This window comes from Oceanicaulis sp. UBA6590, assembly GCF_002433705.1.
Classification (GTDB): Bacteria; Pseudomonadota; Alphaproteobacteria; order Caulobacterales; family Maricaulaceae; genus Oceanicaulis.
The window spans coordinates 98,665-116,883 of sequence record NZ_DJIQ01000006.1 but is presented as its reverse complement, the minus strand read 5'-3'; the positions used below and the strand labels follow the sequence as shown (position 1 = coordinate 116,883).

At 66.6% G+C, this 18,219-nt stretch carries 15 protein-coding genes; all 15 read right to left on the bottom strand.

What is annotated here, in order from left to right; genetic code table 11:
• Positions 1–35: 35 nt before the first annotated feature.
• The gene (locus B2Z70_RS01805) at positions 36–1,367 is read right to left on the bottom strand and encodes a sensor histidine kinase (RefSeq protein WP_292980288.1); all 1,332 of its coding nucleotides are present in this window, start codon (positions 1,365–1,367) and stop codon (positions 36–38) included.
• A 126-nt stretch (positions 1,368–1,493) separates the two neighbouring features.
• A complete protein-coding gene (locus B2Z70_RS01800) occupies positions 1,494–2,165 on the bottom strand; it encodes a response regulator transcription factor (protein WP_009803379.1) in 672 nt (223 codons plus the stop codon).
• A gap of 62 nt (positions 2,166–2,227) precedes the next feature.
• Positions 2,228–3,703 carry a Do family serine endopeptidase gene (locus B2Z70_RS01795; RefSeq protein WP_292980283.1) on the bottom strand — a complete coding sequence of 492 codons (1,476 nt, stop codon included), beginning with the start codon at positions 3,701–3,703 and terminating at the stop codon, positions 2,228–2,230.
• 134 nt (positions 3,704–3,837) lie between these two features.
• Complete coding sequence (locus B2Z70_RS01790) at positions 3,838–5,043, bottom strand: bifunctional alpha/beta hydrolase/OsmC family protein (RefSeq protein ID WP_292980280.1); 1,206 nt, start codon at positions 5,041–5,043, stop codon at positions 3,838–3,840.
• Between the two features lie 71 nt (positions 5,044–5,114).
• Entirely contained in the window at positions 5,115–5,489 is a 375-nt protein-coding gene (locus B2Z70_RS01785; RefSeq protein ID WP_292980277.1) for a cytochrome c-type biogenesis protein, read from the bottom strand.
• Positions 5,489–7,450, bottom strand: coding sequence for a heme lyase CcmF/NrfE family subunit (locus B2Z70_RS01780; protein WP_292980274.1), 1,962 nt, complete (start codon positions 7,448–7,450; stop codon positions 5,489–5,491). Before B2Z70_RS01780 ends, B2Z70_RS01785 begins: the two co-directional genes overlap by 1 nt.
• On the bottom strand, positions 7,447–7,947 hold the full coding sequence (gene ccmE / locus B2Z70_RS01775) for a cytochrome c maturation protein CcmE (protein WP_292980271.1): 501 nt from the start codon (positions 7,945–7,947) through the stop codon (positions 7,447–7,449). Before ccmE ends, B2Z70_RS01780 begins: the two co-directional genes overlap by 4 nt.
• Positions 7,944–8,900, bottom strand: coding sequence for a tetratricopeptide repeat protein (locus tag B2Z70_RS01770; protein ID WP_009803373.1), 957 nt, complete (start codon positions 8,898–8,900; stop codon positions 7,944–7,946). The genes ccmE and B2Z70_RS01770 overlap by 4 nt, the downstream gene beginning before the upstream one ends.
• Positions 8,897–9,547, bottom strand: a complete 651-nt coding sequence (locus tag B2Z70_RS01765) for a DUF938 domain-containing protein (RefSeq protein WP_292980268.1) — start codon at positions 9,545–9,547, stop codon at positions 8,897–8,899. The genes B2Z70_RS01770 and B2Z70_RS01765 overlap by 4 nt, the downstream gene beginning before the upstream one ends.
• 42 nt (positions 9,548–9,589) lie before the next feature.
• Complete coding sequence (locus B2Z70_RS01760; RefSeq protein WP_009803371.1) at positions 9,590–10,888, bottom strand: hypothetical protein; 1,299 nt, start codon at positions 10,886–10,888, stop codon at positions 9,590–9,592.
• Between the two features lie 92 nt (positions 10,889–10,980).
• A complete protein-coding gene (locus B2Z70_RS01755) occupies positions 10,981–12,336 on the bottom strand; it encodes a sensor histidine kinase (RefSeq protein ID WP_292980265.1) in 1,356 nt (451 codons plus the stop codon).
• Between the two features lie 41 nt (positions 12,337–12,377).
• Positions 12,378–13,064, bottom strand: coding sequence for a response regulator transcription factor (locus B2Z70_RS01750; RefSeq protein WP_009803369.1), 687 nt, complete (start codon positions 13,062–13,064; stop codon positions 12,378–12,380).
• 14 nt (positions 13,065–13,078) lie between these two features.
• On the bottom strand, positions 13,079–13,366 hold the full coding sequence (locus B2Z70_RS01745) for a PepSY domain-containing protein (protein ID WP_009803368.1): 288 nt from the start codon (positions 13,364–13,366) through the stop codon (positions 13,079–13,081).
• Positions 13,367–13,441: 75 nt separating this feature from the next.
• On the bottom strand, positions 13,442–14,341 hold the full coding sequence (locus tag B2Z70_RS01740) for a DnaJ C-terminal domain-containing protein (protein ID WP_009803366.1): 900 nt from the start codon (positions 14,339–14,341) through the stop codon (positions 13,442–13,444).
• A gap of 79 nt (positions 14,342–14,420) precedes the next feature.
• Complete coding sequence (locus tag B2Z70_RS01735) at positions 14,421–18,215, bottom strand: baseplate multidomain protein megatron (RefSeq protein ID WP_292980259.1); 3,795 nt, start codon at positions 18,213–18,215, stop codon at positions 14,421–14,423.
• Between the last annotated feature and the right edge of the window lie 4 nt (positions 18,216–18,219).

Below are 18,219 nucleotides of genomic sequence, written 5' to 3'. Positions count from 1 at the left end.
GTGCGGCGCGCCGCGATCAAGGGCAAGACGTCCGCTCAGGCTTTCCGCTTCGGAAAGGTCAGAGCGATCCTGAGGCCGGGGCCCGCGCCGTCCACGGCGCCGGGGCCGTCATCAAGGCTCAGGGTCGCGCCATGCACTTCCGCGATGGCGTGCACCAGCGACAGGCCGAGACCCACGCCGGGCTGGTTGCGCGAGCGATCAAGGCGCACAAAGCGCTCCAGCACCCGCTCGCGATCCTCGGCGGGAATGCCGGGGCCGGTGTCGGTGACCGAAAGCTCGATCCGCCCCTCGCCCGTCTTGCGACCGCGCAAGGCGATGGCGCCGCCATCGGGGGTGTACTTGATGGCGTTGTCGAGCAGGTTGGCGATGGCCTGGGCGATCAGCTCGCGATCCCCCATCAGCATGAGATCGGGCGTGCATTCGCAGAGGAATTCGGTGCCCGCATCCTCGCACACCGGCTCGTAGAGCTCGCACATGTCTTCCATCAGCGCGCCCAGATTGATGCTCTCGAAGGCGCGGCGGCGCTCGCCGGTCTGAAGGCGCGACAGGGAGAGCACCGCGTTGAAGGTCTTCAAAAGCTCGTCCACATCGCTGACGGCCTGCATTAGCGCGGCCTCGCGCGCCTCCACATCGCCTTCCTCGACGAGGGCGGATTCGATCCGCCCGCGCATCCGGGTCAGCGGCAGGCGCAAATCGTGGGCGATGGAATCGCCCGCCGTGCGCATGCGGTGCATCAGGTTTTCCACCCGATCGAGCATGTCGTTGAAATTGCGCGAGAGCTCATCGAGTTCGTCGCCGGAATAGGTGCGGGGCGCGCGGGTGTCGAGCTTGCCGGTCATCACCGCGCGGGCCGCCTCGTTAATGCCGTCGAGACGACGCGCAAAGCGCCGCGACACCACGGCGCCCGACACGATGCCCAGAGCCAGCGAAAGCCCCGAAGCAATCAGCACCGAGTTCAGCGTGTTGGCGACGAAGCGGCTTTCCTCTTCCACGTCGAGACCGACAAAGAGCTGATAGCCATCGCCCAGCTCGACGATCTGGCCGCGCGCGTCCCGGCCTTCCTCGGCGCGGTCGATCACCCCGTCCACGGGCTGACGATCATAGGTGAAGCGCACCCGGCCCTGGGGATCGGTCGGGGCTTCGGGCAGGCCATAGATATTGCCCACCAGCTGTTGCCCTTGCGGGTCGAGCAGCATGTAGAAGAATTCGCCGCCGCCGACCGAACGCTGGACCAGATAGCGATAGGCGCCCTGGTAGCCGCGCTCGCCATAGAGCGTCTGGATCTCGGCGACTTCGGCGGAAATCGACGCGTCCGCCCGGCGCAGCGCGGCGCTGACGGACGCGGCGTAGACGAGCGCGAGGATCACGAAACTCGACAGCGCAAACAGCGCCGCAGACAGCAGCGTCAGCCGGAAGGCGGTCGTCCGCAGAAACGCGGGCGCCCGCCAGCCTTTATGGGTTTGCGTGTCCAGTGTGTCCCCCGCCGCTCAGGCCTAGTTGGACAGACGATAGCCTGCCCCGCGCACGGTGTGCAGCATGGAGGTGTCGAACGGCTTGTCGATCTTCGAACGCAGCCGCGAGATATGCACGTCGATGACATTGGTCTGGGGGTCGAAATGATAGTCCCAGACCTTTTCCAGCAGCATGGTGCGGGTCACGACCTGTCCGGCGTGACGCATGAGAAATTCCAGCAGGCGGAATTCGCGCGGCTGCAGCTGGATCGCCTCTTCCCCGCGCTTCACCGTGCGCGCGAGAAGATCCATTTCCAGATCGCCCACTTGAAGGCGGGTCTTCAGCGCCTCGGGGTCCCGGCGTCGCGCCAGGGCGTCCACACGGGCCTTAAGCTCGGAAGGGGCGTAGGGTTTGACAAGATAGTCGTCGCCGCCTGCGGTCAGACCGGCGACGCGGTCATCCACCTCGCCCAGGGCCGACAGCACCAGCGCGGGCGTCTTGTCGCCCTCTTCACGCAGGATGGAGATCATCGACAGGCCGTCGCGGCGCGGCATCATCCTGTCCACGATCAGCACGTCGAACGCGCCGTCACGCGCCATGGCGAGGCCATCCTCGCCATCATGGGCCATATCGACCACATGTCCGGATTCACGCAACATTTTCGCAATGTTGCCCGCGACCTCCCGGTCGTCTTCCACGATCAGAATACGCATGACTCACTCTCCCGAACCAGAACAGGCGCCGGCCGTCCCGACCCGGCGCCTGCGTGTTGTTGTTATTCATCCGCCTCTTCGGACGGCATTTCCAACGCGGCGTAACGGCGCTGGCCGTTCTGGGACACCACGAAGACCAGAAGCGCGCGGCGGTCGCGCTCACGCGCATCCTCCACGGCCGCCTCGAAATCGGACAGGGCGTTCAGATCGCGCCCGCCCGCTTCAAGGATCACATCGCCCGGACGCAGACCCTTCTCCGAGGCCTCAGAGCCCGGACGCACGCCTTCAACCAGAAGGCCGCGGCCCTCAAGCTCGAGCGCTTCACGCTCGGCCTCATCCGGCACGCTCAGCGCCAGACCGAATTGCGCCGCAGCGCCAGCTTCGGACGGGGCGGTCTGGGCCGGGGTCGAGGCGTCAGGACGCTCGGTCAGCTCGACCCGGATCGTGCGCTCGCGCTCGTCGCGCAGAATGCGGAAGGCGACGCGTTCGCCCGGCGCGAAAGCCCCGACCCGACGGGTCAGCTCGCGCGGATCGTCAACGGGCTCGCCATTGATTTCGAGGATGATGTCGCCATTCTCGAGGCCTGCAGCCTGAGCCGGCGTGTCATCGAGCACCTGGTTGATCAGAACCCCTTCCAGATCGTCCGCCAGGCCCATCGCGTCCTTGAGATCATCGGTCAGCACCGCCGGCGCGATGCCCAGATAGCCGCGGCGCACCTCGCCGTTCTCGATCAGCTGATCGATCACGGTGGCGGCGAGATCGGAGGGGATGGCGAAGCCGATGCCCACATTGCCGCCCGTCGGGCTGATGATGGCGGAGTTCACCCCGATCACCTTGCCATCCAGGTCAAAGGCCGGACCGCCGGAATTGCCGCGATTGATCGGCGCATCGATCTGCAGGAAGTCGGTATAGGCTTGCGCGGCGCCCATCTGGCGCCCCGTCGCGGAGATGATGCCCGCCGTGGCGGTGCCGCCCAGGCCGAACGGATTGCCGACGGCCACGACCCAGTCGCCGACGCGGATGTTCAGATCGCGTTCCAGCTCCACATAGGCGAAGGGCTCGTCCTCCTCAGCCACGCGCAGCAAGGCGAGATCGGTGGCCACATCCGTGCCCACAACCGTCGCATCCAGAGAACGTCCGTCAGTCAGCACCACGCGGATCGTGTCCGCACCCTCGATGACGTGATTGTTGGTGACCACATAGCCGTCTGCGGAGATGAAGAAGCCCGAGCCCTGGGCGCGGCGCTCGCGCGGCTGATCCGGCATGCCTCCAAAGCGCTCGAAAAACTCGCGGAATTGCGGCGGCAGTTGCGACATGTCCGGCGCATTCGCGCTATCCACACGCCCTTCCGCCTCGATGGAGACCACGGCCGGACTGACCTGCTCAATCAGGCTGGCGAAGCTCATCGGCGCGCCATTCGGCGCTGCATGGGAATAGGCGGACGGCGCTTCCTGCGCGTTCACGGCGAATGTGGTCACGGCTCCCAGAGAGAGAGCGGCGACAGCGGCGGACAGGATCAAACGTTGGGTGAGTTTCATGGCAGACAATCACAGTCCTTTGCGCGGGTCAGAACCGGCGAACCGGTCCATGGGAACATGAATTTGATGACAGGGTGCGGCTGACAGGAATATTACGGCAACCTTACGGTTCCGTAATTCTCAGGCGAGACGTCTCAGCGCTTTGTTTTATAGCGGCTTTCCACATGCGCGCCGCGTTCCAGCGTGCGGTGCACCGGGCATTTGTTCGCAATTTCCAGGAGCTTGAGTTGCAGGGATTCGTCTTCCAGACCCTCCACCTCGATCTCGCGTTCAAACAGGTCTGACGGCCCTTCGGCCTTCACCTTGCTATGGGTGACCCTTGTCGTGATGCGCCCCAGCTCGATCCCCTTGTGATTGGCGTACATGCGCAAGGTCATGGTGGTGCAGGCGCCGAGCGCCGCCGACAGAAGATCATAGGGCGCCGGACCGCCATCCAGCCCGCCAACCTGTTCGGGTTCATCCACGATGAAGGCGTGCTCGCCCGTCACCGCCCAGCTGTGAAAGCCGCCCAGCCCGGTCTCCGCGACAATCGCCGTCTCGCCGGCCTTCAGTTGCGGCGGCCGCCCGACCGGCGCCGGCGGCGCATAACGGCTCGCCCAGGCGGCGATGGCGTCCGCGGCGTAATTGGTGTCCGCCTCCCGGCTCAGCAGATGATCGGCGTCATCCAGACTCAGAAAGCTCTTGGGATGGCGGGCGGCCACGAACAGGCGCGTGGCGTTCTCGATGCCGACCGTCTCGTCTATGGGCGAATGCGCGATCAGGAGCGCGGCCTTCATCTCGCCGACCACGGCTTCAAGCTTGTGGTCCTCGATGTCGTCCAGGAACTGCTTCTTGATGGTGAAATCGCGTCCGGCCAGCGAGACGCGGGCGGAGCCGTTGGCCTCGATCGCCTCCACCTCATCCCGACTGAAATGATGACGCACATGCTCAGCGTCCGCCGGGGCGTTCAGGGTGGCGACCGCCTTCACTTCCGGGATGGAGGGCGCCGCCGCGATGACCGCCGCGCCGCCCAGGGAATGACCGACCAGAAGACGCGGCGCCTCCTGGGTCTCGCGCAGATAATCCGCCGCCTTGATCAGGTCTTCCACATTGGAGCTGAAATTGGTGTTGGCGAAATCACCCTCGGACTGGCCCAGCCCGGTAAAGTCGAACCGCAACACGGCATAGCCATGGGTGGTCAGGCGTCGGGAAATCCGTTGAGCGGCGTGCACGTCCTTGGAGCAGGAAAAGCAATGCGCGAACAGGGCCCAGGCCCTGACCGGCCCATTCGGGCGGTCCAGCCGCGCCGCCAGAACATCGCCTGCTGCGCCTTCAAACGTGACTTTCTGCGATCGCGCCATCCCAGCCTCTCATCCTCTAATTACCGTGATGAGGTGGCGACGTCCCGCTCAGGCTTCAAGACAAGGCCTGCTCACGGTTTTGTGGGACGTTTGCGCATGGCGTTCCCCAACAGCCCGCCCCCCAGAAGCACCAGCACCACAGGCGTCACCCACAACAGGATCGTATTGGAATCCACCGGCGGACGCATCAGCACGGCATAGCCGAAACGCTGGACCAGCGCCTCGCGGACCGCGTCGTCATCAGCGCCCTGCGCCACCTGCTCGCGCACATAGCGACGCATGTCCTGCGCCTGTGCGGCGTTGGAATCGAGAATGGATTCCCCCGCGCAGACCATGCAGCGCACTTCCCGCATCAGCGCCTGGGCGCGCGCCTCGTCATCGGCGGAGAGCTGGCCTGCCGGCGCGGCTTGCGCCGCGAGGGCCAGCGCGAGGATCAGAGCCTTCATCACACCGCCTCCGCGGGCCGGGCCGACGCATCTCGCTCGACCAGGGGCGCATGGGCGCGCATCCGTCCCGTCAGCGACAACCCGCCGCCCAGAACAATGAAGATGGCCCCCAGACTCAACGACCAGATCAGCGGGTGGAAGGCGACCCGCGTTTCAAAGGCGGTCGAGCCGTCCTGACGCAGGCGCGCCTCGCCCACCGAGACATAAAGATCCCCCGCGATCGAGGATTTGAGCGCGACCTCGCGCGTGGTCTGATTGGCGCCGGCGTAGAAGCGGCGTTCGGGCGACATCACGCCGCCCTCGCCGCCATCCACCAGAATGCGCGCGCGGTCAGCCATATAATTCGGACCATCCGCGCGGCGCACGCCGTCCAGCGTCAGCTCGCGGCCCGCAATGGCGACGCTTTCGCCCGGCGCCAGCGCGATGTTCTGGTCCGGCGGACGCGAGGCGTCAGCCGCCGCGCCGAGCGCAATGAAGCCAACGCCGGCATGGGCCATGGCGCGTCCGATCACCAGAAGCTTCTGTCCGCGCGCCATGGCGACGGGCAGGAACTGGCCCAGATCCATCACGGCGCCCGAAATGGCCCAGACGCCAATGGCGCCGCCCACGATCGCCAGCGGGCTGGCTCCGGCGAACAAGAGCGCAATGATCACCGCCGCGACCGGGATCAGCATCAGCGCCGCGCGCATTTGCGAGACCGCGTTCTTCAGACCGCCATTGGACCAGGGCAGGAAGGGCGCGACGGGCATCAGAAGCGCCGCGATCAGCAGCAAGGGCGTGGCGGCGGCGTTGAAATAGGGCGCGCCGACCGAAATTGTCGCGCCCCCCATCATTTCGAGCAGCATCGGGTACAGCGTGCCCACAAGCACCACGCCCGACGTGGCCGCCAGCAGCAGGTTGTTGGCGCCGATCAGCGCTTCCTTGGACGTGGGTTCAAACCCGTCCCCTTCGCCCAGCGACCCCGCTCGCAACGCAAACAGCAGGAAGCCCGCGACCGAGGACACGCCCAGCATGCCCAGAATCCAGACCCCGCGTTCAGGATCGAGTGCGAAGGCGTGCACCGAGGTGATGACGCCCGAACGCACCAGGAAGGCGCCCAGGATGGAGAGGATATAGGCCAGAAGCGCCAGAAAGACGGTCCAGCCCGGAAAGGCGCCGCGTTTCTCCGTGGCGATGGAGGAGTGGATCAGCGCCGCGCCCAGAAGCCAGGGCATGAAGCTGGCGTTCTCGACCGGATCCCAGAACCACCAGCCGCCCCAGCCGAGCTCGTAATACGCCCAGAAGGCCCCAAGCGCGATGCCGGCGGTCAAGGCCGTCCAGGCGCCCAGCGCCCAGGGACGGATCGCAGCGGCGAGCGCCCGGCCCGGCGTCTTCTGCATCAGGCCCGCCGCGGCGATCGCGAAGGCCGTCGACAGGCCCACATAGCCCACATAGAGCATGGGCGGGTGGATCACGAGGAGCGGGTCCTGCAGGATCGGATTGAGCTCGGCGCCCTGAAGCGGCACGGGCGACAGGCGCTCGAACGGGTTGGACGCGAAAGCGAGAAAGCCGAAGAACAGGGTCTGCAGCAGCCCTTGAAAGCTCACAGCGCGCGAGCGCAAGCCGTCATCCTTCGGGCCGAAGCGGGCGAGGCCATAGCCGAACACCGCCAGAAGCAGACACCAGAGCAGCATGGAGCCTTCATGCCCGCCCCAGCTGGCGGCGATCTTGTAGGCGAGCGGTTTGTCGACCGAGGAGTTCGCCGCCACGTAGGCGATGGAGAAGTCAGACCGCAGGAAGCTCGCGATCAGCAGGATCATCGCCGCGCCCGCCGCCAGAACGGCGATTTCCGACGCAGCCTGCCCAGCCTTGACATAGGCGGTGCGGCCCACGCCGCCCGCGCCGCGCCAAGCGACGAAGATCTGCACCAGGCTCGCGAGCAGCGCCAGCGCGATCAGATAGCGTCCAAGCTCTGCAATCATGACGGACGCTCCGTTTCGGCCGGGCGATACCCCTCGGGTCCGCCATAGCCCTCATGGTCGCCCGCCTCTTCGTGCCACATGCCGGATTCGCGCAAGGCTGCGGCGACTTCAGGCGGCATGTAGGTCTCGTCGTGCTTGGCCAGCACGGTGTCGGCGGTGAACCGACCCTCAGGATCAAACACGCCCTCGGCCACAATGCCCTGCCCTTCGCGGAACAGATCCGGCAGCGAGCCGTCATAGCTGATGCGGATTTCCCCGCCGCCATCGGTGATGGTGAAATTGGCGCCGCCGCGCGCCGGACGCTCCACGGAACCGTCGAGCACCAGACCGCCGACGCGCACGCGCTGACCGGGCTGGGGCGGGTTCTCGGCCACCATGGCGGGCGAGTAGAAGAACACCATGGCGTCGCGCATCGCGGTCATGGCGAGCGCCGCCGCCCCGACCAGGACCACACCGGCCGCCAGCGTGATCCAGAGACGTCGCTGGGCTTTTCTCATTGCTCGCTCTCCTCGACCGAAAAGGCGGTCCGCATGGCTGATATCAGGGCCAGGGCGCCGGCATTGTCTTCAAAACGCGACCGGGCGCGCTCCAGCGCCTCAAGCCCGGCCTCGGTCTGGCCCTGTGTCCAGCGCGCCCGCGCCAGCGTCAGCCAGCCTGACAGATCGTCAGGATCATCCTCAAGCCGCGCTTCCAGACGGCTCACCATCATCTCGGCAAGGTCCTCGGGCGCAACGCCCGCCGCGATGGCGTCAGCAAAGGGCGCCGCCCCGGCAGACCCCGGACCGCCTTGCGGACGGGACAGAAGGTCCGCCGCCCGCGCCGCGATCGCCGCCCGGAACGGATCGCCGTCATCCAGACGCATGATGATGTCGGACCAGACTGCGGCGGCCTCGTTGCGTTCGCCGCGGGCGTAATAGGCCGACCCCAGGAAGAAGGCCGGTTCCGGCAGGCTGGGATCAAGGGCGTTGGCCGCTTCAAAGGCCCGTTCGGCTTCCGGCGTGACCTGACCGTTATTGAGCACCACGAGCGCCTGCCCCATATCCGACAGGATGCGCGGATCCTCCTCGATCTGCAGCGCGCGCGTGAACAGGGTGACCGCTTCCAGTTCACGCTCCGTGCGTGACAGGAAACGACCCAGCAGCGTCAGGGCCTGAACATCCTCGGGGTTCTCGCGCAGGATTGCACGCAGACGCGCTTCCTGTTCCTCGGACGTTAGCTCCTCGGGATTGGTGTCCGCCAGGCGTTGAGCCACCTCGGCATAGGGCGCGCCGGGCGTCTCCGGCTCGCCATTGACGAAGTAAAATCCAAGCGCGCCCAGCAGCACGACCGGGACCATGACGAGCGAGGCCAGACGTCCTGCGCCGGCCTGTCCGGTCTTCAGGAAGGGCATGGCCAATCGCCATGCGGCCACGGCGCCGATCACCGCGGTGAGCACAATGAAGACCATCATGCTTTGCCCCGCTTGAAGGTCAGCAACAGATTGTTGGACGGCATGACCAGGCGCTCGACGCGTTCCAGGCCATGACGGCTCGCCAGCGCATCCACATCCGCCAGCGGACGCACGCCCCAACGCGGATCGCGCTGCTTGAGGCTGGCGTCAAAGTCGAGATTGGACGGCGCCGTGTCCGCCCCTTCCAGGAAAGGGCCATACAGATGCAGGGCGCCTTCCGGCGTGAGCAGTTTCGAAGCGCCGTCAAACAGCCCATCCGCCGCCTGCCAGGGCGCGATATGGATCATGTTGGCGCAATAGATCGCCTCCACGGACTCCAGTCCGTCCCACCAGCCCGGTGCGCAGACATCAAGATCGAGCGCCGGGCGAATGCGGCCTTCGGCGTCTTCCGCCCAGGCGTTCTCGCTGGCGCGGGATTTGGGATCAGGATCGCTGGGCGTCCATCTCAGATCCGGGCGCGCACTGACCACGGCGAGCGCATGCTCCCCCGTGCCGCTGGCGATCTCGAGAACGCGGGCGCCGTCGGGCAATCTCTCGCCCAGAGCGGACATGATCGGCTCACGATTGCGCGCAGCGCTCGGAGAACTCAGGCGCGCGCCGTCACTGGCGCGGTCTTCCAGGGCGATGGGAGGGGTCTTCTGTGTCATAGGGGGGTAGATAGACTGTCACCCGCCCGCTTTGAAGGCGAATTAGGCCGCTTGGACTGCGGCGGCTCGGCGCAGGAGGACTTCGCCCGCCTCCCGCATGCCCAGTACATCGAGAAAACGGGTCACTTCACGCAAGCGAGCGCGATCCGCCTCCACATCATCTGAGACATTGCGCCGCAGGCGCGCCAGGATTTCCTCGCCCAGTTTCTCGCTCGCTTCACGCAACTCGTCGAGAAGATGGGCGTGCGCATTGCCCACGGCGGCCCGCGCCGCATCATCCTTCACGCTGTACAGAAATCCGCAGACCGCTTCGGCTTCGTCGAACACGGGATCGCCCGGATGAGGAATCTCACGCGTACGCCGTCTGGGTCCCGTCTCCGGCAGGGCATGCTCGAACATGCGCCGCGCCTCTTCATGGATCGCCTCCATCTGCAGGCTGGCGGCGTTCCGGAGCTCGAACAGGCGCTTGCCCCAGGTTCCGTCCTTGCGAATGCCGATCTCGCGGGTCATGCCCACGGTCACGGCGGCGAACTGGGTCACCGCCTTCACGCAGCGCTCCACCTGTTCAGGCGTCCTGGGCGTGGTCTTGAAGCCCTTGAGATAGAATTCGGCGTCACTGAGCAGCGCCTCACCCACGCTCGACATGTCCGTATGGGTGAGCAGGAAGTCATCATCGCGCCGCGCGATACGCTCGAACACGCGCAGCATGCGCCAGGGTTTGTGCACCCGCGCCATGGTCATCAGCAGCACCCAGACCCCGGACTCCGGCAATTCCTCAATGGCCTGTTCATAGCGGTCCCGCAGCTCCGCACAGACCTCGTCATCCATCTTCTCGATCTCATCGGGCAAACCGTCGAGCGCCTCGCGCAAGGCCGGCACGCTCTTCAGAAGACCCGCAATGGAGCGTATCTCGTCAAAGTCGGTCACGCCCAGCTGATGGCGCAAGCGCTTGCTTTCCTTGGGTTCGTCCCGGAGCGAGTCCAGGGTTTCAAACATGGCTCCGGCGACCCGCACGCGGGCGTCATCCAGCGCCTCGTCATCAAGGTCATGGGAGAAGGTGGACGCGGCGTCCATGGCGGCGGCGGCGGCTTCAGGATCAAGATCGGCGCTGATCCAGCTCCACAGCGGCACCAGAAGCGCCTCCGGAATCAGCGCGCGGGACGGCTCGATCACGGAGCGGTCGCCAATGGCGTCCTTGAGAGGCAGGAAGAACTGTCGGCACGCCGCGCCCTCGGCGCCATAGCGGCAAAACTCCAGCATGCGCGCCATGCCCGGATCCATCTCCCGGGCCAGATCGACAAGACCGTCCACCCGCTCGACCGACATGTGAGCGAGCAGCATGGACAGTTTTTCGACTTTCCCCGCAGAGAGCGGCCCCATCGGATCACCAAGACAAGCACGTTGGGTAAGGAGATAACTGAACGCGGTTAATGTCAGCTTTCCACAAGAGCCGGCAACCACAAACACGCCTTCAGCCCGCCCAGCCCGGACCGGTCGAGTTCGAGCGCGCCCTCATAGGCCCGGGCCAGATCCACCACGATGGCCAGCCCGAGCCCCGTGCCCGGGGCCTGCTCATCAAGCCTGACCCCGCGCGCCAGCACGGCCTGGCTTTGCTCGGGCGTCAGCCCTGGCCCGTCATCCTCAACGCACAGATAGAGCTGGCCGTCACGCAGGCTGGCGGACACGGTCACCGCACTCGCCGCCCACTTGCAGGCATTGTCGATCAGATTGCCGAGCAATTCCTCGAGATCCTGTTTCTCGCCGCGAAACACGATCCGGCCCTCACAGGACCAGTTCAGCGTGATCCCCTGACGACCATAGATTTTCTGCAAGGTGCGTCCCAGGTCATCCAGCGTGCGGTCCACAGGCGCCCGGGCGCCGATCGTGCGGGCATGGGCCGCCGCGCGCGCCCGTCGCAAATGATGCTCGACCTGTTCGGACATCAGCCGGGTCTGCCGGTCGACCTGACGCGCCAGCGGCCCCTCCTGATCTCGCGCCTCGTTGGAAAGCACGGTCAGCGGCGTTTTCAGGGCATGCGCCAGATTGCCCACATGGGTGCGGGCCCGCTCGACAACTTCCTGGGAATGATCGAGCAGCTTGTTCAGCTCGCCGCCCAGCGTGATCAGCTCGGCGGGATAGACCCCGCTCACCCGGTCCGCGCGGCCATCCCGCACATCGGCGACCGCCCGCCCCATCCGCAGCACAGGCGCAAGGCCCACGCGCACCTGCACGAAGACGCCGACCGCCAGGGCAATGGTGAAGAGGAAGAACAATCCGGCTGAAGCCAGGCCGAAGCGCAGGATGCGCGCATTCGCCGGGCGCTGGTCCTCGCCCGCGATCACCAGCAAGGGCTGCTCCACACCCTCGATCAGAATGGCGCGGATCACCAGCCTCAGCGGTTCGCCATCGGGGCCTTTCGTCATCGAGCTGACCGGACGTCCCGGCGTGCTGAGCGCTTCACCCAGAGCCTTGTCGGGGGCGGACAAGGACGCATCGGCCAGAGACTGGGAGCGCAACGGCTCAACATCCGACGCCCCGGGCAGGGACACCTGCCAATAGCGTCCGGAGAAGGTCTGGGAGAAGCGCGGATCGATCAGGTCCTCATCGAGGCGCAGATTCAGCGCGCCGCTGACCTCGACATGGGCGATCAGCGCGTCCGCCACGCCGGTCAGACGATCTTCGAGATCGCTGAGCACGGTCTGGCGGAACAGCGCGGTCAGGGACATCGCCCCCAGTACGAGCAGCACCAGCGCCCAGCCCAGCGCCGTCAGAACCAGACGGCGCACCATCGACCCCTGGGTCACCAGGGGTGGTGATGAGGCCCCCTCACTCACTCAGCCGCCGAACTCTCGGTCTCGCCCGGATCAACCAGCCGATAGCCCAGACCGCGCACGGTCTCGATGCGGTTGGAGCCGATCTTCTTGCGCAGACGGCCGACAAACACCTCGATCGTGTTGGAATCGCGATCAAAATCCTGATCATAGATATGCTCGACCAATTCGGTCCGAGAGATCACCCGATCGCGATGGTGCATCAGATAGCTCAGCATCCGGAATTCATGGGAGGTCAGCTTGATCAGCTGGTCGCCCAGAAACACCCGTGAGCCGCGCGTATCCAGGCTCAGATCGCCGCACATCAGGGTCGAGCTCGAATGACCGGCCGCCCGGCGGGTCAGCGCCCGCAGCCGCGCCAGCAATTCCTCGGGATGGAAGGGCTTGGTCAGGTAATCATCCGCGCCTGCGTCAAAGCCCGCGACCTTCTCGCTCCAGCGGTCCCGCGCGGTCAGGATCAGCACCGGGGCGGACATGCCCGCATCGCGCCAGCGCTCGAGCACCGTCACGCCGTCCAGCTTGGGCAGGCCCAGATCCAGCACGATCGCGTCATAGGGCTCGGTCTCGCCCAGAAACAGACCATCCTCGCCATCGGCCGCCGTATCCACGGCATAGCCCGAATGGGTCAGAACATCCGACAGCTGGCGACGCAGGTCCGGATCATCTTCGACAATAAGCGCTCGCATCTCAGCGTCCTCCGCTAGCGCCGCACCCGACCGGAAATCGCATCCACGCGCACATCCAGCCGGCGGCCTTCCGGGGTCAGAATCCGGATCATGTAATAGGGATTCTCACCATTCACGAGCCGGTGCGAAAGCACTTCGGAACCGGGATAGGCCTGACGCACGGCCGCCACCGCCACCGAAACCGGCACAATGGACTGGGCCACGGCATGAGCCGCATCCTTGTGACCCTTGGCGTAGGCGGGCGCATCCGCAAGCACGGCGGCGCAGGCCAGGGTCAGGAGAAGAGTGAGAATTCGTTTCATGACAGACTTAATGACGGATCCGGGCTGAACGCATGCTGAACACGGCTGACAGGGTTTCGCCGCGAAGTTGACGCATCATGACATGAAACGCTTTCGCGGATCATAACCCGTCGGCGGCGTCCAGTCCTCGATAAAGGCTTCGAGATCGGGATCGTTGAGCGGCACGTCGATGACAAGGCGGATGATCTGGTCGCCGCGCCCGCCCTCGCTCTTGGGCGCGCCCTTGCCCCGCAGGCGCAGCTGGGCGCCCGAATTGGCGCCGGCAGGCACCCGGACCTCCACCATGCCGTCCACGGTCGGCGCCCGCACGGCGCCGCCGAACAGCGCTTCTTTCAGCGAGATGGGCAGGTCGAGGCGAATATTGTCGCCCTCGCGTCGGAACCAGGGATGCTCGGCGATGACGATCTCGATCAGCGCATCCCCCGCCGGTCCGCCATCGCGCCCCGGATGTCCCTGCCCGCGCAGACGCAGCACCTTGCCGCTCTCCACGCCTGCCGGCACGCCCACTTCCAGCGACTTGCCATTGGGCAGGCTGACGCGCTTCTTCGCGCCCTTCATCGCCTCTTCAAAGCTGACCGACAGACGCGCCTTGATCTCTGCGCCGCGCATGGGCTGGGCGCGTTGCCGCGCGCCGCCGAAATCGGTGAACAGATCGGAGAACAGATCCCCCAGATCCTCGAACCGGCCGCTGGGGCCGCGATCGCCGGGGCCTCCGCCGGGGCGTGAGCGGAAATGATACGCCGGACGCTCCTGGCCCTGCGCATCAATCTCGCCCTGGTCAAACCGGGCGCGCTGTTCGGGGTCGGACAATAGCTTGAACGCCTGGGTGACGTCCTTGAACTTCTCCTCCGCCGCCTTGTCGTCGGGGCGTGCGTCAGGGTGCAAGGCCTTCGCCAGCTTGCGGTAGGCGCGCCGGATCTCGTCGGCGCTCGCTGTGCGGGACACGCCCAGAATCGCATAGGGGTCAGTCATCATGGCCGTCGTGATAGCAGTCCATCGCCAGTCGGGCGAGCATCAGGGCGCACCCGTTTGGCGCATATCTGTAGGTTCAGGCTCATATCTGCAAGACAGACGCCAGACCAGGGCCGTAGCGCTCCGAGATCTGACGAACCTCGAAGCCGTGACCCGCCCCTTCTGAGGGCAGGTCTTCGCGCCGTAGGTCGAGCTGCGGCGCCGCGCATGTCCAGGCCCGGACCACCTCCCCCTCAGCCCCGATGAGCGTGACCTGATACGCTTCGCGCGTCTCACCCAGCGGCGCCTCCACGCCCTGCCAGCGATCCCCGCCGATCCGGGTGCGCCGGACCCAGCTCAGACGCAGCCCGTCCGCCCGATCCTCAAGCTTCAGATGCACGGGGGAGAGCGGGCGCAGATCCCGGCCCTCATAGGTCGCCGTCAGCCGACGGGCCCGGGCGTCACTGCGCCGAACGCCGGCCGGGACGGCAAGGACCTCCAGCTCTGCGCCGCATTCGGCGTCTCGCACCGGCAGAACGCCCACCGCCCCGTCGAGAATGACAATGCTCGCTCCCCCACTCGCCCCGGGCGCAGGAGAGCCGCCCAGGCCGCGCAGGAGCCCGGTGAGCGTCCAGACGCCCTCCGCTTCAATCTGCGCGGTCTCGTACCCGATCACCTCCCAACCGTCTGACGTCTCGAGCGCCAGGCGATTGGCGCCCGCCAGAACAGCCAGCCGGGAGCGGCTCTCCAGTGCGCCCTCCGCCAGCCGAAGCCGCAGCCTGGCGTCGCGCCGCCAGCGGCCTTCGGGACCCGGCGGCATATCCTCCAGCAGAACTCCGGTCCTTGCCGGCTGCACCAGGCTCAGTCGCGCTTCCATGCTGTCGATGTCAGCGCCTGCAAAAACCTGGACCGTTCCCGGCCAGGGCTTGCTCCAGGCCGCTGCAAGCAATCCGTTCCGCGCGACCTCCGCCTCGTGATCCAGCGGCAGGTCCAGCAGGCGCAGCAAGGGGCGACCGATGGTGTCCGGGGCGGGCCCGCGAACCGGGTCCGGCCCGGACAGCGTCGCCGCCCCGCCCTCCACGCGCCCAAGACGCGCCTGACGCACGCTTGTCCCCTCCAGCGCCTCCAGTCGCCAGACACGTCCGGCGTCCGGGCGCACCGGATCCCCCGGCTCCAGTCGCGCCAGTGAGGGCGGCAGGGCCGTCAGGAGACTGTCGCCCTCGCTGCGCGCCCGGTTCAGGAGCCCCCGCGCCCAGGCCTGCGCCTGCAGCCGATCCGCCAGCACGGGCGCGGTCAGGGCGACAACGCCATGGCTGAGGTGATCCAGCCCGCGCGCCATCACCGCGGCGGGGGCGTATGCGCCTTCATCGGCAATGAGGGTGAGTTGCGCATCCCTGGGGATCGTTTCGGCCGATGCGCGCGTGAACGCCAGACCGTCCGTTCCTGCGGGCAGATGATCGCTGAGCAGCGCCGTGGCCGCGCCCTGCGGCGCCAGGGGCAGGCAGACCGGACCGCGGCTGCGATCCGTCAGGGTGAAGCCGAACACGGTCGCCAGCGTCGCAATCACATCGCGGGCGCGTTGCGGACGATCAATCATGAAACCGGCGAGCACGCCGTCCAGCATCGACACATCCAGCGGCTCCAGCCCCGCCCGTCGCGCCACGTCCTGCACGACAACGCCCAACGAAGAATGCCCTGCGCGCCCTGTCAGCCAGTGCCCGCGCCGCCAGTTGCCGCCATCGCTCCACACATCCTCGCGCGTTGGAAATTCAGGGAAAGGCCGCCCGTCCCAGCACCAGACATGGCTGCGCGCGCAATCCAGCATCGGCCCGCCATAGGCCGGGGAGACCGGATTGCGGCCCTGCTCTGGCGCCCAATAGTCCAGCAGCGTCTCGATATAGCGGCGCTGGATCAGGTCATCGCGCGCGCCGGTCGAGAAATGCGGCGCCGCGCTTTCCATGCTTTTGGGATCGAGGAAGACATTGGGCTGGTTCGAGCCCTTGTCGACCGCCGGGCAGCCCAGCTCGACAAAACGGATCGGCTTCAGGCCCGGCGTCCAGTCCGTGGGCATGCTGGCGCGCACCCCGTCCACCCGGTCATGATGGGCGTTCGACCACCAGTCGGGCAGGCGCTTATAGGCCCAGATCCAGTCCTCCCCATACGCGCCGTCGCTGATGGGGGTGCGACTCTGCGCCTGACGGTCGGCGTCGCTGGCGTAATACCAGTCACCGCCCTCGCCGCCCTCGACATTCGCGCTCAGATAGGCGCGGTCATGGATCGATCCCGCAGCAGCGTCCGCATGGGCCTCGCCCTCGCGCCAGTCCGACAGCGGGCCGTACCAGTCGATCCCGATATAATCCACATCCGGATCGGCCCAGAGCGGATCGAGATGAAACAGGCGGTCCCCGGACCCGTCCGACGGCGCATGGCCGGCATATTCGGACCAATCCGCCGCATAGGAGAGCTTCACATCCGGCCCGACCAGCGCCCGCACCTCACTCGCCAACGCCTTCAGGCGCTCAACTGCAGGATAGGTCGTGCGGCTTGATCGCACCTGATTGAGCGCCACCATCTCAGAGCCGATCAGCAGGCTTTCCACCCCGCCGGCCGCCTTCGCCAGCATGGCATGGTGCAGGATGAAGCGGTCAAAGCCCCAATCCTCCGCCCCCGAATAACGCACCTCATCGCCCGACAGGCTGAAGTCCGGCGCCCTCGCGCCGCCAAAGAAGGCGTCCACCTGCGCCGTTGCTGTCGCGCTCTGATCGGGGCTGCCCGGCCGGCCCGGCGCCGGGCTCGAACTGATCCGTCCCCGCCAGGGATAGGCGGGCTGAAAGCCGCCGTCATGAGGGTCTTCGGTCAGCGTTTGGCCGGGAATATCCATCAGGATGAAGGGATAGAGCGTGACTTCGTAGCCGCGCTGCTTGAGCGCCCGGATGCAGGCGATCACCGTGTCGTCAGACGGCGTGCCGCCATAGACCGGGGCGTCGTCCTTCTGCGACACCTGATGCGCGCTCGCCCGATCCAGCCCCGCCACACGCCAGCTCAGCGGACGGGTCCGCTTCTCGCGCGTCTCGACGCCGGGCCGGATCCGGCACTGATCGCAGCGCAGATCGGTCCCGAACCAGCTCGTCACCAGCGCGACGGATCTCACATTCGGCAGGCGCGCTTCCATATCATCGAGCGCCGCATCGAGATTGGTGAAGGCGCGGCTGGTGTGGACGTTCTCGGCCCGCTCTTCCCCCTCGCGCACTTCGCGAAAGACCGGCTCGGTGGCGTAGGCGAACTCGCCCGAGGCCGGGATCAGGCACACGCCCTGCACAAGCTGTTCGAGCTGCGGCGCTTCGCTTTGATCAGCCCCCGCGCCCAGCACCTCAAAGCTCAAGTTTGGCAGGCGCGCGCCAAAGCCATCGAGCGGCAGGTCTTCAAACACCATGTAGGCGAGCCCGCGATAGGCGGGCGCTGAGCCCTCCACCGCCTCGATCAGCGGGTCGGGCGCCTGATCCTCCCGTCCTGTGTGAAGCCGCATCACGGCGGCGTCGTGGCTCAGGGTCTCACCGTTGGCCCAGATACGCCCCACGCCCGAGATCGGACCCTCGCACAGCGCCACGGCGAAGCTGGCGGCATACGCATACTCGGTCAGCTCCGGCCCGCCCTTGCCGCCGCCTGAACTGCGTGCGGATTCGGTCACGGGCCCCATCCAGATCACCTGCCCGGAGAGACGCATACGCCCATAGACGATGGGTACGAAGGCGCCCTCGGTCGAGGTCTGAACGTTCAGACCCTCGAGGCGCGGGCCTTCACGGTCGGGTGCAAACAGATCGCCGACAAATGTCGACACGCCCGCTTGCAGAAAGGACGCCCCCGCCTGTCCGGCGGCGGTCAGGAGAAGCTGGCCCATAAGG